Annotated in this window: 11 protein-coding genes and 1 rRNA gene; 7 read left to right on the top strand and 5 right to left on the bottom strand. The window is 56.5% G+C overall.

Translation table 11 applies throughout. The features are described 5' to 3' along the window. Positions 1-11: 11 nt before the first annotated feature. Positions 12-1536: ribosomal RNA gene (locus BBOMB_RS05770) — 16S ribosomal RNA — on the bottom strand. Positions 1537-2492: 956 nt separating this feature from the next. On the opposite strand from BBOMB_RS05770, the gene BBOMB_RS05765 reads away from it, so the two are divergent. Continuing rightward, positions 2493-3251, top strand: coding sequence for an SIR2 family NAD-dependent protein deacylase (locus BBOMB_RS05765; RefSeq protein WP_044087492.1), 759 nt, complete (start codon positions 2493-2495; stop codon positions 3249-3251). A gap of 220 nt (positions 3252-3471) precedes the next feature. Here BBOMB_RS05765 and BBOMB_RS05760 read toward each other — a convergent pair whose 3' ends face one another. Further along, positions 3472-6096, bottom strand: coding sequence for a bifunctional alpha,alpha-trehalose-phosphate synthase (UDP-forming)/trehalose-phosphatase (locus BBOMB_RS05760; RefSeq protein ID WP_052377517.1), 2625 nt, complete (start codon positions 6094-6096; stop codon positions 3472-3474). 360 nt (positions 6097-6456) lie between these two features. Between BBOMB_RS05760 and BBOMB_RS05755 the strand changes: the two genes are divergently transcribed. After that, on the top strand, positions 6457-7347 hold the full coding sequence (locus BBOMB_RS05755) for a sulfite exporter TauE/SafE family protein (protein ID WP_152570143.1): 891 nt from the start codon (positions 6457-6459) through the stop codon (positions 7345-7347). A 100-nt stretch (positions 7348-7447) separates the two neighbouring features. Here BBOMB_RS05755 and BBOMB_RS05750 read toward each other — a convergent pair whose 3' ends face one another. After that, on the bottom strand, positions 7448-8044 hold the full coding sequence (locus BBOMB_RS05750) for a nucleoside deaminase (RefSeq protein WP_044087490.1): 597 nt from the start codon (positions 8042-8044) through the stop codon (positions 7448-7450). A gap of 334 nt (positions 8045-8378) precedes the next feature. Here BBOMB_RS05750 and BBOMB_RS05745 point away from each other — a divergent pair, with 334 nt between their 5' ends. Continuing rightward, entirely contained in the window at positions 8379-10451 is a 2073-nt protein-coding gene (locus BBOMB_RS05745; RefSeq protein ID WP_044087489.1) for a cation:proton antiporter, read from the top strand. An 86-nt stretch (positions 10452-10537) separates the two neighbouring features. Here BBOMB_RS05745 and BBOMB_RS05740 read toward each other — a convergent pair whose 3' ends face one another. Beyond that, positions 10538-11335 (bottom strand): alpha/beta hydrolase, encoded by a 798-nt coding sequence (locus BBOMB_RS05740; RefSeq protein WP_081867415.1) that lies wholly within the window; start codon positions 11333-11335, stop codon positions 10538-10540. Between the two features lie 665 nt (positions 11336-12000). On the opposite strand from BBOMB_RS05740, the gene dcd reads away from it, so the two are divergent. Further along, positions 12001-12582, top strand: a complete 582-nt coding sequence (gene dcd, locus BBOMB_RS05735; protein WP_044087487.1) for a dCTP deaminase — start codon at positions 12001-12003, stop codon at positions 12580-12582. Positions 12583-13043: 461 nt separating this feature from the next. Here dcd and crgA read toward each other — a convergent pair whose 3' ends face one another. After that, a complete protein-coding gene (gene crgA / locus BBOMB_RS05730; RefSeq protein ID WP_161787706.1) occupies positions 13044-13580 on the bottom strand; it encodes a cell division protein CrgA in 537 nt (178 codons plus the stop codon). A 90-nt stretch (positions 13581-13670) separates the two neighbouring features. Between crgA and BBOMB_RS05725 the strand changes: the two genes are divergently transcribed. From BBOMB_RS05725 to trxB, 3 genes are all read left to right on the top strand, one after another. Beyond that, positions 13671-14450: a DUF881 domain-containing protein gene (locus BBOMB_RS05725; RefSeq protein ID WP_044087486.1), complete on the top strand. Its 780-nt coding sequence runs from the start codon at positions 13671-13673 to the stop codon at positions 14448-14450. Positions 14451-14794: 344 nt separating this feature from the next. After that, complete coding sequence (locus tag BBOMB_RS05720; RefSeq protein ID WP_081867414.1) at positions 14795-16021, top strand: class E sortase; 1227 nt, start codon at positions 14795-14797, stop codon at positions 16019-16021. A gap of 146 nt (positions 16022-16167) precedes the next feature. Further along, the gene (gene trxB, locus BBOMB_RS05715) at positions 16168-17157 is read left to right on the top strand and encodes a thioredoxin-disulfide reductase (protein ID WP_193786683.1); all 990 of its coding nucleotides are present in this window, start codon (positions 16168-16170) and stop codon (positions 17155-17157) included. Positions 17158-17321: the final 164 nt, after the last annotated feature.

Below are 17321 nucleotides of genomic sequence, written 5' to 3'. Positions count from 1 at the left end.
ATTCTCCGTAGAAAGGAGGTGATCCAGCCGCACCTTCCGGTACGGCTACCTTGTTACGACTTAGTCCCAATCGCGAGCCTCACCTTAGACGGCTCCGTCCCACAAGGGGTTCGGACACCGGCTTCGGGTGCTGCCCACTTTCATGACTTGACGGGCGGTGTGTACAAGGCCCGGGAACGCATTCACCGCGGCGTTGCTGATCCGCGATTACTAGCGACTCCGCCTTCACGGAGCCGAGTTGCAGGCTCCGATCCGAACTGAGACCGGTTTTCAGGGATCCGCTTCACGTCACCGTGTCGCATCCCGTTGTACCGGCCATTGTAGCATGCGTGAAGCCCTGGACGTAAGGGGCATGATGATCTGACGTCATCCCCACCTTCCTCCGGGTTAACCCCGGCGGTCCCCTGCGAGTTCCCGCCATTACGCGCTGGCAACACAGGGCGAGGGTTGCGCTCGTTGCGGGACTTGACCCAACATCTCACGACACGAGCTGACGACGACCATGCACCACCTGTGAACCGGCCCCGAAGGGAGGCCCCATCTCTGAGGCTGTCCGGCACATGTCAAGCCCAGGTAAGGTTCTTCGCGTTGCATCGAATTAATCCGCATGCTCCGCCGCTTGTGCGGGCCCCCGTCAATTTCTTTGAGTTTTAGCCTTGCGGCCGTACTCCCCAGGCGGGATGCTTAACGCGTTAGCTCCGACACGGAACCCGTGGAACGGGCCCCACATCCAGCATCCACCGTTTACGGCGTGGACTACCAGGGTATCTAATCCTGTTCGCTCCCCACGCTTTCGCTCCTCAGCGTCAGTAACGGCCCAGAGACCTGCCTTCGCCATTGGTGTTCTTCCCGATATCTACACATTCCACCGTTACACCGGGAATTCCAGTCTCCCCTACCGCACTCCAGCCCGCCCGTACCCGGCGCGAATCCACCGTTGAGCGATGGACTTTCACACCGGACGCGACGAGCCGCCTACGAGCTCTTTACGCCCAATAAATCCGGATAACGCTTGGACCCTACGTATTACCGCGGCTGCTGGCACGTAGTTAGCCGGTCCTTATTCGAAGGGTACACTCACTCTCGCTTGCTCCCCAACAAAAGCGGTTTACAACCCGAAGGCCTTCATCCCGCACGCGGCGTCGCTGCATCAGGCTTGCGCCCATTGTGCAATATTCCCCACTGCTGCCTCCCGTAGGAGTCTGGGCCGTATCTCAGTCCCAATGAGGCCGGTCACCCTCTCAGGCCGGCTACCCGTCGAAGCCTTGGTGGGCCACTACCCCGCCAACAAGCTGATAGGACGCGACCCCATCCCATGCCGCCAGAGCTTTCCCGAACCCCCATGCAGGGGCGCGGAGCATCCGGCATTACCACCCGTTTCCAGGAGCTATTCCGGAGCACAGGGCAGGTTGGTCACGCATTACTCTCCCGTTCGCCACTCTCACCACGGTGCAAGCACCATGGATCCCGTTCGACTTGCATGTGTTAAGCACGCCGCCAGCGTTCATCCTGAGCCAGAATCGAACCCTCCACAAAAAACCTTTTGCGGAAAAGCCTCAAACAGACTCTCCATAATAATTGACGGTCCGTTTCCATAAGGAGGAAACGTCCCTCACCAAAAAACCTTGATGCACATTAAACCCCTCCGGGTACCCACAGGACAAACCCGCAGGCGCACACCAAACTGGCAATCAAAAACATTCAACTAAAAAAGTAGTACAGACACACTCTTGAGTTCTCAAACCACCACCACACCAACAACCCCAATCTTCAGCTCTTCAACCGAAGTGGAGGCCGCGTTGAGCAGCGAAGAATCACTATACGCACTTCCGATTCGAAATGCAAATGGCATAGTTTTGTAAATGCTCAAAACGTTCAAACTACAACGATTCATCGGAGTGTTGCAATCGCGATTTTCACTGAGAAAAACGGACCGATCTTTAGGCTTTACTCCACAAATTATTTTAAAATTCGATTTTTCCGCGTTTCGCGTTTACAAACACTTCGCGCATCCAAGGCTAATGGATTACCACCGCCCGCGAATCGCATCGTTCCCGAATTCACTGATCAGGCTTTTTACGAATCACCTATTTATCATCAGACTTCAACGTGCGGACGGATATTTCTCCCGTTATCAAACCTCCCATCAAATAACCAACCAACCTTCAATGCACCTCAAACGTCCAGGCTGTCACCTCCTCTACCCACGACCTTCTGCGAAGCCCGTGCCCACAGCTTCCGCAACCGGACGGCGCCGGTATCAGTTTTCGACCGCATCACGGGTATCGAGCCTCGCCTATTCAGACACATGAAGTATCAGACCTCGCCGGACGTTTTTTGAATCCCGTCGCCCGATCTTCGAACCGCAGGACACGGCTCTCCTACGAACACCCATCCGGTTTTACCGTCCGACTTGCGCCGCTGGGCTTGCTCAGTCTTTCCGCATGCTCACGTCTTTCCGCATGCAACCCTCTAGGCATACAATGACATATATGACTAAACAAATCGCAGTGTTGACCGGCGCCGGAATCTCGACCTCCGCGGGAATCCCTGACTTTCGCGGCCCCGATGGTGTATGGACCAAGCACCCCGACCAGATGAGCGTATATGACATCGATGCTTTCCTGAGCGACCCTAAGGCCCGCGAATATTCATGGGCCTGGCAAAAAGCCTCCCCCGTATGGAATGCGAAACCGGGGAAGGCACATGAAGCCCTGGTGAGACTGGAGCGGGCCGGCATGCTTTCGTTGCTGGCCACTCAGAACTTCGACGCACTGCACGAAAAAGCAGGAAACTCGCCTGACCTCATAGTCAATTTGCATGGAACCATCGGAACATCGCACTGCATGAAATGCCACGCGGAATACAAGACGGCCGACATCATGGCCAACCTTGATAACGAGCCGGACCCACATTGCCATCGCAGGCTTCCCTACAGCGGGAACATGCCATGCGAGGGACTCATGAAGACCGATGTCGTCTACTTCGGTGAGGCGCTGCCTGAAGGGGCTATGGAACGTGCCGCTGCCGCCGTCAGCAAGGCCGACGAATTCTGGGTCATCGGCTCCACGCTGGAAGTGTTCCCGGCCGCCTCGCTGGTTCCTATAGCCTATCAGACCAACACTGCAATAACCATCATGAACATCGGCCGCACACAGTATGACGACATCGCCACGACGCTGCTCCACGACGACATCGCCACGGCTTTGCCGCAATTAGTAGATGCGACCATCTCCGCTGACCTCGGCTGACCGGCAAAATCTTACGTACTCGAAAAACCCCTGGACTGACGACCCAAAGCCCGTGCCAGTGCGGCGCAACAGACGGATGGCAATGGGTGTGCGTCATCACGTTGATTCGACTAGGCTATGCCGCATCACGCATGCACTCCAAGTGCCGACGAAGCATGCTCAAGCCAAGGTATATCAGGCAATACACAACCACGCCGACCATTCAACGGAACCGTTGCGTCTACTGCATCCGCGCCTTGGATTCGGCGGCAAGATAACCAAGCAACCGAACCGTATCGCCATAATCACCTACACGGTATCTGGCTTTTGTCATTCCGACGCCGACCTTGACCGTCCAGCCAGTGCCATTGTCGTTATCCACCTCGTTCCTTGAAGATGAGGAAGGTCCGTTTTCCTGATTCGCAGCAGGGTGAGATCGGGAGTCCCGACCATCGGGCCCATTGCCCACCAGCGCATCTGCCTCGTTCACGCCGGCTTCGGCATCGCCGTCTTGCAGATTCGTCTCGGATGAACCGCTGTCTTGGCGATGGTCCGGCAGTCGTTCGGGGACGACCGCGAACATGGTTTCATCGGTGATATCGTCCCCAAGCGCCAGGACGAAATCGTAATCACCGCTGTTCACCAACGGTGAAACCGCCATGCCCTTGCCGATGGAGACCGGGCAAACCTCAATGACCTTGGAATTCTCCATGGTCATCAGTCCATATTGGGAACAGACCTCATGCAAACGATGGAGCAGACGGTCACATTCCTTGAACGCAAGATGCTGATCACTCATGCGGTAGTGCCAAGCCATTGTGTTGGATTTGCGCTCCACAAACGACCTAGGAACACGGGCGACGGACTCGTCCATGATCTCCTCGATGACCGGATGCCAGACATCGGGATCAGGCAGACCGGGAGCCTGGTACCAGGAGCGATCTTGAGAACCGTCATGCCGCTGAATCCCCGAATTCCCCTCATGCTGGACACTTGAAGAAGGATTGGGACTTGACCACGCGCCATGCTCAGCGACGAGGCGGACCGGCAGATCACCGAACCAGTCCTGCATGGTCTTGCGATTGCGCCCGGAGACGATGGCGAAGTCCACGCCTGGCATAGATCCCAATCGTTTCAGAAGATCAAGCAGTCGTTTGGTCGGATGTGCACGGTCTGGTGTACGGACGATGGGCGTAAGCGTCCCGTCATAATCACACAAAACAAGCTTATGCTTCGCATTGCCCCACTGTTCCACCAATTCGTCACGTTTCGCGGTGCAAAGACGGCCACTGGAAAGCCCATCCGTACTGGCTTGACGCAAAGCGGAGATGAATTGACCACACCATAGCGATGCGGTTGAATATTCCAGGCGAGCCTGCATGCGCCTATTGCGATGGATGGCTTCGGCCGAATCGATCTCCAATGCGCTGTGCAAGGCGTCGCAGACAGCTTCGATGTCATACGGGTTGACGATGAACGCATCGGTGAGCTCACGTGCCGCGCCGCACATGTCGGACAGAACCAGCGAGCCATCACGGCCATCATGGCAGGAGAGGTATTCCTTTGCCACAAGGTTCATACCATCACGCAAGGGGGTCACCAAAGCGACGTCACCCGCAGTATATATGCCGCAAACGGGCTTAATGGGCAAGGACCTGGTGATGTAGTGAATCGGTGTCCACGAAAGCAGCGAATACTTGCCGTTAACCTCCCCTACAAGCTGGTCGACCTGCTTCTTGAGCAGCCTGTAGGACTCCACGTTTTCCCGGGAGGGCGTGGCCAGAAGATAGTAGGTGACATGCCCTACCCACTCGGGATATTTCTCAAGCATGCGGCCAAAAGACTTGATACGTTCGGGAAGCCCCTTCGTATAGTCGAGCCGGTCGACGGAGACGACGATTTTGTTGGGTTTGGGGTTGCTGGAGACCACAGGCCGCAACAGCGAGAGCTCGGAAAGTTCCTCATCGGAGCGATGGCTCCACCAAGACCCCTCTTTTTGCTCGGCTTCCACAGCTGCGCGGGACTCGGCGGAAAGGGAGCTGATGATTCGCCTCGTCCGTTTGCCGCTCGCGGCCTCTATACCGTGGCGCATGCCCTGGGCCAGGCGTGAATGCGACGTTCGTTTGTATAAGTTGTAGTCGATGCCGATTGGGAACGCATCGACCGTAACGTGACGGCCATCTGCGAGCGCCACCCTGCCATCGTCGTCCGTGTCGAGGCCGAGCAGCAATTTGACTGAAGCCAAGAAATTATTGCAGAAATCGACCGTATGAAATCCAAGCAAATCCGCACCCAGCAGACCACGCAGCAAATCGGCACCCTGAGGCAGAGAGCGGAAAATCTCGGTACTAGGGAACGGGATGTGCAGAAACCATCCGATGCGCAAGTCAGGAAAACGACTGCGGAGCAAAGCCGGAAGCAGCATGAGGTGATAGTCCTGAATCCAGACCATGTCGCCAGGTCGGACGGATTTAGAGATCACATCACAGAAAATCTCGTTCACGCGTTGGTACATCTTCCACGTTTCCGGACTGAACTTCGCTTCATGAGAGAAATCATGGAACAACGGCCAGAGGGTGTCGTTGGAGAAACCGCCATAATAGCCATCCACCTCGTCGCGCGTAAGGTGGATCGGAACGCAGCGTCGGGACTTGAACTCCTTGGTGATGGCGGCGAGCTGCCCCTCATCCAGACCTTCCTTCTCGATGCCACTCCATCCCACCCAAAGACAATCGCTGTGGGACTTATGGTACGGGCCGATGGCCGTAGCCAGCCCGCCTACGTTCTGCGTAAGCAGAAAAGAACCATCATCCTTGATATGCAGCGAAACAGGAAGCCTGTTGGAAACGATGATCAAACGTGCCATATATACCCCAGCTTTCCTCATGCCTACGGAGCGCCGCTTAACAACCCGAACGAATGAACGCCCTCGTATCTCGACAACTCGATATATCTATATATTAGGCCTTATAATCTTGGGTGGGGAACAAATGGACGCAATTGCGCATGACGGCGCAAAATCATTCCCCGTCGTTGCACCGGAACCGCGCGGGAAAGGCGTACTCGTTGCGCATATATGCCTTGAGTTTTGCCCATAGTTTCCGAACGGCATGGTGCACCATCCGGTGAATCGGACAACACCGGAATATGAAAGACGTCCACGAGAAGCCGCATACACACGCAGGGCACGGACACACAGCTACTCGAACCTATGAGGGCAGGGGAAATGAACGGAAAACACGGAAAAGGCGACACGACGGTGGACCGTCTGAACGTGGCGAACAGCGCAACCACAACCGGAGCCGTCAAAGCGCCTTCGGGACGACGGCGAATCCGGAACATCGCGGTGATGGTCATCGTCGGACTGCTGGCAGGGGCGCTTTCGGGTCTGTTCGGCATAGGCGGCGGCTCCATCATCGTTCCGGCCCTGGTCTGGATCGGTTATACACAACGGCACGCGGCAGCCACTTCGCTGGCGGCTATCATCCCGCTGTCGATTTCGGGAGTCGGTTCATATGCCGCGAACGGCAACGTGGACTGGCTGGCCGCCGCACTGATGGTGGTCGGCACCATCGCCGGTTCCATCATGGGTTCATGGTTGCTTTCACGTCTGTCTGAGCTGCTCCTGCGTTGGGCATACGTGGCTTTCCTCGCTTTCGTGATGATCTCGCAAGTCATACTCGTGCCATCGCGTGATTCGGTGATACACATGACGGCCATCAAAGGAACGTGCCTCATCGTGCTCGGCATCCTGATAGGCATGCTCTCGGCATTGCTGGGAGTCGGCGGCGGAGCCGTGGCTGTACCCGCCCTATCGCTTGCATTCGGAGCAAGCGATTTGATAGCGAGGGGTACCTCTCTGCTTGCCATGTTCCCCAGCGCCATCACCGGAACGATTTCGAACTGGAAACGCGGACTGGTCAATTTAGGAACAGGGCTGCTGATCGGCATCGCGGCGGCTGCGGCGACGCCGATCGGTTCAGCCGTCGCCTCGATGCTTTCGGCGCGTGCAGGTTCATATCTTCTGGCAGCGTACCTTCTTATCGTGCTGCTGCGATGCACATGGACCGCATTGAAGATCACGCCGTCGATCGGCCCCATGTTGCCGCGCAGATGAGAGATCGCCCGAACGCACCGCCAACACCACCTTATCCGCCGATTTGCGTAACCGACGTGACCGTCCGGCTATCCCACGGCCATCCCACAGCCACCCTGCTTCACTCGTTCGAATCATGCGGACGCCGATGACCGACAAAGAAATCCTTGAGGAGTCGTGCGCATTCCGGCTCACGGACGCCCCCTATTATTTCCGGCACCGCTCCGACATGCGGATCCCGGGGAATGTCCCATACGGAACCGCACGCTCCAAGTTTGGCATCCCACGCACCGAAGACGATACGGCCCACGTGGGTCTCCAGCGCAGCACCGGCGCACATGGGGCAGGGTTCCAATGTGACCACCAGTGTGCAGTCGGCCAGATTCCATGCCCTTCGCACCCCAACGTCGGCAGCGGCGGACGCACGATCACCGGCCTCTGTAGCACCGGAGCCTCGGGCGCGGCACCCACACACGCCTCCGGAATCCTCGCCGTCTGCACCGTTCCGCCTTCGGGCGGCATCACCGAGAGCCTCCAGTTCAGCATGTGCGAATGGATCACCATCGGCCTCACGGCGATTACGACCGACTCCGATGACTTTCCCACCATGGTCCAAAACCACGGCACCGACAGGCACGTCACCTTCCGCTCCAGCGGCAGATGCCAGACGGAGCGCCTGAACCATGGCTTCGTCGAACTCACGACCTTGAACAGACATGCCTCCAGTCTAAAGTGGACGCCGCACCTTATTCAGCCGGCGTCAGACACCACGGCAAGACCGTGCGAGTCGTGGCCCTTAGAACCTTGCAACCAGCAGCACCGCGAGAACCGAAAACCACCCATACATCGATCCATGAGGTCGCCAGCCGCTTTACATCTTCGCCACATGCACGAAATATCAGACGTTTATAATTGATATCAAGGGTCTATATCAGACAAGTGACAACCGGAACCGGCATGCCCGTTCATTCCATTTCGCGGCATCGGCCGAATGAGGACACCGCCTAAACAATGCTGTGTGAACCGCAGAACGACAAGAACAGGAGGACAACATGGAAATTTTCGAAATGGTCCTCTCCATACTCGGAGCGGTGGTCGTCTCATCGTTCATCAGTCGCTTCATTCCGCGCATTTCGACGCCATTGGTGCAGATTGCCCTCGGCGTTGCGCTGACCCTACTGCCGGCGTTCCCTTCAGTGAAGCTCGATCCGTCATTGTTCATGATACTGTTCATCGCTCCCCTGCTATACCTCGAAGCTCACGAAACCGAAAAGACGGCGCTTGTGCGGACCCTGAAACCGGCGCTTGTGCTCGCCATCGGTTTGGCTCTTATGACGATGGTGGTCATCGGTTATACCCTTCATTTCGTCTGGCCCACCATACCGCTGGCCGCGGCGTTCGCGCTGGGAGCCGCATTGGGACCCACCGATGCGGTGGCGGTCTCATCGCTGAGCCATGAGGCCGCATTGAGCGGAAAACAGAAAGGCATCCTCAAAGGTGAATCCCTGTTCAACGACGCCTCGGGAGTCGTGGGGTTTCAGTTTGCGATTCTTGCTGCCGCGACCGGACACTTCTCGTTAGCCGACGCGACATGGCATTTTCTGCTGTCGTTTTTGGGAGGCGCCGCCGTGGGGGTCGTCGCCGCATGGGTCACCAACCGACTTTTCGAAAGCATACGAGCAGCAGGGTGGGAGACCACCACAAGCCGTATCCTCATGGAGTTGTTCCTCCCGTTCCTCGTATATGTGGCGGCGGACGGCATCGCACATGTATCCGGCATACTGGCCGTAGTCGCGTTCGGTCTTTTCGTGCACTTCGACCGTACCGGCATCAGCCCGAACACGGCTCGGACCAACATCGTTTCCAACAGCGTGTGGTCGGTGCTTTCTTTCAGCCTGAACGGAACCGTGTTCATCGTACTTGGCATGCAGCTTCCGGACGCCATCCGCGCCAGTTGGAACGACACGTCCGTGCCCAACGGAATGCTCGTGGGTTTCATCATCCTTGTTTCAATGGCGGTTCTGACGCTCAGATTCGTATGGTTGGCGGCGATGGCCATGGGCACAAGGGACGGTGGCGAACGACGCCTCGGACTTGATGCGGAACAATGGCGTTCCGTGGCGATCATGACATTCGGAGGAGCGAAAGGCACCATCACCCTTTCGCTGATGTTCACCGTGCCCTATGCCATAAGCTCAGGAGCGCGATTCCCCATGCGCTCCGAGCTTATCTTCATAGCTTCGGGCGTCATCATCGTCACCCTCGTCCTGGCGAATTTCATGCTGCCGCTGCTCGCGCCCGACAAAAAGTCCGCGGAAACCTCACGCAGGATGGCGGACGTGACCATCGAAGTGCTGCGCAGAACGGTCGGGCAGCTGGCGGAACAGACGGATCCGGAAAACCGGCCCATCGTCCTGCCCGTAATCGACTCATATAACCGACGCATCACCCGGCTTCGAGAGCGCACCGGAGCTTTCGACGAACAGAAGTTCCAGGAATTGCAGATTCAAGCACTCACCTGGGAGAAGGATTTCATCAAAAAACGGCTGGCACGGGTCAAATCAGAAGAAGCTCTCGACCCCGATCAACGTGACCTGCAAATAGAAGCATGCGAACGTCTCATGGACCAAATCATGCACGCCCTGCGTCACGCGCGCAAACGAAGCGGAGGAGGCCGAATTCTCTCAAAAATCCGTGGCCGTGCGCATGCCTGGGGACATAGGCTGAGGTTATGGACGCGGCGCATCATCACCAGGGTGCGTCACAGCACCCCGGTACTCGCAGAAAACGAAATCGACGCCGTGATGCGTACCATCCAAATCGACGCCGTTGAACACGTGATAGACCGCATCACGCAAAGGATGCACGGCGACAGTGCGATGAGTGAATATTACATGGCCCTGCTGCAGGATTACCAACGCAACGAACACGCCTTGCGCAGCCGTTTCTCGCTCGGCAACGCCATAGGGACGCGCTCGCGGATCCAGGAAGCGAGAAACGAGAGCTACACCATCGAACTGGGAATCATACAGAGCATGTTGGAGGACGAAGAGATTTCAAGAACACAGGCACGTGAATTACGGCGCAATGTGTATGTGATGCAGGTGGATGCGGACGAGGCCTAGACCAGCCGGTCCCGATGCTGCGCCGAAGGAGCGCTACCATACTCCTGCACTGGGCTTTTGCAATGTGCAGACCGACTTTGTTTTCGTCACACCACGCCCGAGGAGATGTTATGAAGCACAAGCCACTGGCGGATATCACCGAACTCTTCAAGGCTCACCGCATGGTCAAGCGTGCGGTATTCCTTTATGGTCGGCCAGGAACATTCATTAAGCCACGCCGCAAGCGCAGCCGATTCATACTTCGGCAAGACCGAATCGCGAGCACCGTAGCCATAGAATACCGGTACTTCCAGGGACGGAAGACGAACATCGCCGGGAGCAACACCGGGAACGGCCGCCGAGGCGAGGAAGCCGGAAAGGGCGATGACCGCACGATACCGTTCCGGATGGATGCGCAGCAAATGAACCGCGAGCGCCGCTCCCTGCGAAAAACCTATGGGGACGATCTGCCGTTGGGCGTCAATGTTCCCTGACACCCAGTCATCGACCGCCTTGGCAGCGGCGTATATGTCGCGATCACGATCCTCACCGCTGGGAACACTGTCATGGAACCAACTGTAAGCGCCCGCGCCGCTTCCGAACTCACCCGGGGCTTCAGCCTCGAGGACAAGTGGCGCCCGCAACGAGACATAGTCGTTGCCCGGAGCCACATACCGCATCATGTCAGCAAGGTCAAGCTCGTTGGAGCCCCATCCGTGCAGACATAGAAACAACGGACGCCCGAGCTGGAGCCGGCCACCTCCCCGGGAATAGACCGCATGCGAAATTTCGAGCGGCTCACCGAAACGGCCCGGAACAACGCTGGAACTTCGGCCGAGACCGACCTCGGAACCATTGCCCGGGAACCCTCCTTCGGTACTTTCTTCAACGCTGTGTTCACTCATATCCATCACTATAAGTGCGTTTCATGCACAAGGCAACGAGGTCTGTGCACTATCGGCATGAGTAGATAATGGAGCGTTCCGCTCATCGACCTCGTCGGCATGCATCCGGCACGGAGCCCGACAACCACTTGGACCGCCTTGGCCGCGCACCATGCGTAGACCTTGCCAGCCCATGCCAAGCACATAGCGCATGGGTCGCAAATATGCCGAAACCTCACGAGACGCAGAAACAAGACGGAGCACGGGGCGGACGGGTATGACGACGAAAAAGAGAAACCCCAGTGCGTTACGCACCGGGGAAGAGAAAGAGAGAAGAAGGGTTCAGTTATCAGGAGCTAGCTCCCGGTCAACTTTTGCTGACACCTCTATATAACTCCCTTTTTCTTCATGTAACACGGATATTATCTGAAAACTTCCTGAAAATCCAGGTCTGCAACCGGATGCCCGCGCAATCGAAAGCCACCGCTCCGGCGAGCCGAAACCGTGCGATTGCCATCATGCACCCGAACGCGGACTATACGCACGAACGAGACGCGCAAGCTGCGGCAACCAGAACGCCGGAACGTCGAACCTGTTTCGAGTCACCGCACCTGACGTTCCCATGCAGCAGCTAGACTGAAACACAGAACATAACAACGGCATACATAGTATCTAAGGAGAATCTCATGCTGCTTTCCGATAGAGGAATCCTCGCCGCCCACGACGGAGGACACATTTCGCTTGATCCTTGGACGCCGCAGATGGTGCAACCTGCATCGATCGATGTCAGGCTTGACCGATATTTCCGTCTGTTCAACAACCATGCATATACATATGTGGACCCGTCGGAGAACCAGGGCGAACTCACCGAACAGTTCGAAGTGAAGGCGGATGAGCCTTGGATACTGCACCCAGGCGAATTCGCACTTGGCTCTACGTGGGAATACGTCAAGCTTGACGCAACGATCGCCGCACGCTTGGAGGGCAAAAGCTCCCTCGGTCGTCTTGGGATCCTCACGCACTCAACCGCCGGCTTCATCGACCCTGGCTTCGAAGGTCACATCACACTGGAGCTTTCGAACGTGAGTACGCTTCCGGTCAAGCTCTGGCCAGGCATGAAAATAGGTCAGATGTGCTTCTTCGAATTGAGCTCTCCGGCAGAACACCCCTATGGTTCATCCGGCACGGGTTCGCACTACCAAGGTCAACGCGGCCCCACTCCTTCACGATCCTATGAAAACTTCTACAGGGCACGAATCGAGGACTAAGCGAACACCGCCGTAAGAACCGTAGACATGTGCCATCCGCAAATTACATGCCTGTAGTTCTCCACCGTTGTGGACAATAATGTGGATAATATGGTTTAACACGGGGTATAAGTTGGGGATAAGTTGTAGACAACTAGATAAGTTATCCACAAAGTTACACACAATTCCACAATTTGCAACGTTTAGATGATGTGGATAATGTGGAAAAACGGATATCCACATTTCAACTGTCAACAGTTGCACATCCCGTTATGCACGACGCCACTGTCGTTCCGGCCTCTAGCACCCTATGCTGCACTCCTGAGACGGGAGACGAGAGCCGACTCGTCCGGCAGACCTTCTTCCCGCCGAAGATGGCTTCCCCACCTGTGATTTCCGAGGACGAACCACCCAGGTATCCATATCGAAAACGGCTGCCCTCCATCAGAAGGCAGCCGTTCACAACAGTTGACGATGCGGTATCAGTACCAAGCCACCGTCATGATGAACCCAATGAGCACGATGATAAGCGCCACCAACAGATTCCATTGCTTCAGCGCAGGAATGGGGTAACCACCACCGGGCATGCTGCTGGTGAGATAATATACGACAGCCCACAGCATACCAATGATGAGGAACGCGCAAAACAGGGGCACATACCACCGTGGACTGGTCTTGGTGCTCTTCACTGTCTCTTCGACGCGCCGGCGGCTTTCCGCCTCACGCTGCGCCACACGACGCATCTGGGCGTTCATGTTCTTGCGATCCTCATTCGTGGCGCTGAGCAATGCGTTGATTTCATCCATGGGCAGGTCGAGATCATCGTCATCGGCAAAGTCGCCATCCGTCGAAGTTTCCTCAGCGGCCTCATGATTTTCAGATTCCACCACGGAGCCGTTCTTTGCGGCGCCATCCTTGGCAGCGTCCATGCCTTCCGCAGCTGCGTCGACCTCAACGTCTCCGGCCTTGCCATTATCAACGGCGCCCAATGCGTCGTCTTTCAGCTTTTCATCTGCCATAAGCGTACTTCTCCATTCAAACGTGCTATATACCATCAACTATAATAGTGTATGCACTCGAAAGTAACCACTCAGGACGATAATGAAGACATGACAAATCATGCGAGGAGACATAGCAGCGGTCGTCATAGCGCGAAACATACCCTGATGAACAGTGTTGCGATGTTCCTGGTCGTCGCTTTGACCGGTTTTCTCCTTATGACCAATATCAAGGTCAACAAAATGGTCACCGTCTCCTCCGACACTGCAGAGCTGGTGGAGCAGCGCGTGACGCAGGTCAACAGACTTCAGAAACAGGTCAAGGATTTAGGTGCACAGGTCAACACACTAGACAAAGCGGCGAATGGCGACAAAACGGAGTACTCAGGCGATTCCAACCAGGACATGGGGTCCTCGACTGTATTGGCCGCCGTCCAAGGTCCTGGGATAAGTGTGACACTGGACGACTCCCCCTTGTGGCAGCACATGGTCAACAGCTCGGGAACAGCTTCGAATATCAATGATTACGTGATTCATCAGCAGGACATCGAAGCCGTAGTAAACGCGCTGTGGCGGGGGGGCGCCGAAGCGGTGGGAATTCAGGATCAGCGTCTTGCCTATAATGCGGCCATCAGCTGCAAAGGAAACGTCCTCATGCTCCAAGGAAAGCAGTACTCGCCGCCATACACCATTTCGGCGATCGGTCCCACGGCGCAGATGCAGGACGCGCTGAAAAACTCGTCCGCCATCAGGGAGTACAAGGAATATGTCAGTGCCTTCGGCCTGGGGTGGAAGGTTGAGGAACACGACAACCTCAAGTTCCCCGAAACCCCGCTATTACAAACGCTCAAATACGCCAAGGCGAAGAAGTCACAAGACGATGACCGGTAAGGGCACCATCCTGACCGGCGAATCGAAGTCGGTCGAAGCCACCCGTAACCTGCTCGCACGAAAGAACCGCCTCAGCGTAATGTCCGTAATTATATTATATTGAGTAGTGTTCAGCCGTTTTTCATTGGATAACCATGCAATGCGCTTTGCGGTGAGTGGCGGTGGCGCGAACATGGGCGAATCGCATCGAACCGGAAAACCGAGCTGAGCGATCGTCACTCGTGCTCGCTGCCCGGGAAGATCGCAAGCACAGGAACAGGAGGCGGTAGATGACCAGAAAATTCACGCAATCGGGGTCTGGAGACGATTCGCAATCCACCAACGATCTACAGGACTCGTTGGCCATGGTCTCGGACGATGAGGATGATCTCGATGATTCCAGTGAAAACGGCTATCCTACAGGGGCGACGGGTGCACCGTCGGCACAGTACGGCGTCTATCGGAAAACCGGCGACGCCTATCGATTCGACTCTTCGGAGCCAGGCCGCGCGTCCTCCAACGACGTTGACCCCTTGTGGCAGGCGCTCGGCATCGTTGCGGAACTTCTGTTCACCGCCGCCGCCATATGTGCGTTGTACATCGCTTGGCAGATGTGGTGGACCGGAGTACAGTCCCAACGAAACCAATACGAAAGCGTGCAATCATCATCGTGGAGCGACCCAAGTCAAAGCCCGAGCACGCATATCGCCGAAGCGCAGAACAGCGAACCCCCGGTACAACCTGAACATCTGAAACCAAACGATCTGATTGCTCAGATCTATATTCCACGCTTCGGTGAGCAATGGCAACGCACCATCGTCGAAGGCACGGATATGGCCGAACTCAACGAGCGTGGGCTTGGCCATTACACACAAACGCAACTGCCTGGACAAGTGGGCAATTTTGCCGTGGCCGGTCATCGCAACGGCTACGGCCAGCCTTTGGGAGACGTGGACAAGCTGCAGGTCGGAGACCCCATCGTCATCCGAACCAAAGATTACTGGTATGTATACAACTACACCAAGATGAAGATCGTGACTCCCGATCAGGTCCAGGTCATTGCCCCGAATCCCGACGACCCATCGGCGCCACCGACCAGCCGTTTCATCACTCTGACGACGTGCGAACCGAAATATTCCACACCCACCCACCGGTGGATATCCTATGGCACCTTGAAGTACTGGGCCAAGGTCTCAGACGGCGTGCCTAAGGAACTCGCGCATACCGACCATGAAGGCGTGGTCCGTTTCATCAATAATGGGAAACGTCCGGCTTTCACGAGGATTCGTTCGCTCATTCCCGTGATTCTTCTGGTTCTCGCGGCATACTTGGTGATCTTCCTGGCCGCCGCAGTGGTTTGGAGATGGCCGCGCCGACGTGCCATCCGCGAAGGCCGCGCCGAAAAACCGAATCTGAGTCTCTATGGAGGTCTTACCAGACTGCAACCCGGGACATTCCCGATTCGCCTGCTTCTGATATCACTTCTGCTATTCGCCGCGGCGATGGCGCTGTTCCAATGGACCTTCCCCTGGGCAGCCGCCAACATACCGGCACTCCAACAGATGTCCAACTACGTGGCCGTGACGAATTAGCGGGACATTTGGCTTTTGTGCCTAAAGCATGAGCCATGGCGTGAGGTCTGCGTTGATGTTAGGGTGACCATATGATCGAATTGAAGAACAGCGGTAACCTGATTGGCTCAGTCGGCCTTCCGGCCGAAGTAAACGACACAAAAGGCATGTCGGAGGCGAAGCAAGAAGACGCCGTGCATGACGTGCGCGATGCCATCGTCATCGGTTCAGGACCAGCCGGTTATACGGCGGCAATCTACCTGGGCCGCGCAGGCTACCGGCCGTTGGTCATCGCGGGGGCTCTCGCACCAGGTGGGCAGCTGGTCAACACCACAGAAGTGGAGAATTACCCAGGCTTTCCTGACGGCGTGCAGGGTCCGGATCTCATGGATGCCATGCAGAAGCAGGCCGAAAAGTTCGGGGCGCAAATCGTCTGGGACGATGTGGTCTCGGTCGATCTTGGAACCGACGGCGAATCTTCGCGCACCGATGGCATCAAGACGGTCACCTGCGATCAGGGAGCGACCTATCGGTCGCGTGCCTTGGTGATCACCACTGGCTCGACAGTTCGCAAACTCGGTGTTCCCGGCGAGAGGGAATTTGCCGGTCGCGGTGTGTCATATTGCGCCACATGCGACGGTTTTTTCTTCCGTAACAAGCCCATCGTCGTTGTAGGCGGCGGAGACAGCGCTTTCACTGACGCCGAATTTCTCACTCGTTTCGGTTCTTCGGTAACCTTGATTCATCGCCGTGACGAATTCCGTGCCACGAAGATTCTGGTTGATCGGGCCCAGGCCAACCCCAAGCTCTCCTTCATGCTCGATTCCGTTGTGGAACAAGTGAACGGCGGAGACGACGGAGTTCAATCGGTGACGGTACGCAACGTGAAGACCACCGAGATGACGACGCTTCCAACAAGCAGCGTGTTCGTTGCCATCGGCTACACACCCACCACGGGATTCCTCAACGGTGCACTCCAGCTTGACAAGCAAGGATACATCGTAGTTGACGGATCCTCCACACGCACCTCAGCGCCGGGAGTCTTCGCCGCGGGCGATGTTGTGGACAGTGTGTATCGCCAAGCGGTCTCGGCGGCAGGTATGGGCTGCCGTGCCGCGCTGGATGCGCAGGATTACCTGACTGAACTCGTGAGATAAGGCACCTTTGAAATCTCCTCTGTGCGTGCTCTTGAAGGACGATTTCGTGCGCAACGGAAACATCGTCATGTCGCCCTACGTTTTTTTATGATTCCGCACGAGACTGCCCATGCCGCCCATCATCAACGGCCTTACTGCACGGTGGAGACGCAATGGATCGATAC

It is taken from the genome of Bifidobacterium bombi DSM 19703 (genome assembly GCF_000737845.1).
GTDB classification, from domain to species: domain Bacteria; phylum Actinomycetota; class Actinomycetes; order Actinomycetales; family Bifidobacteriaceae; genus Bifidobacterium; species Bifidobacterium bombi.
This window is presented reverse-complemented; position numbering and strand designations above follow the sequence as displayed.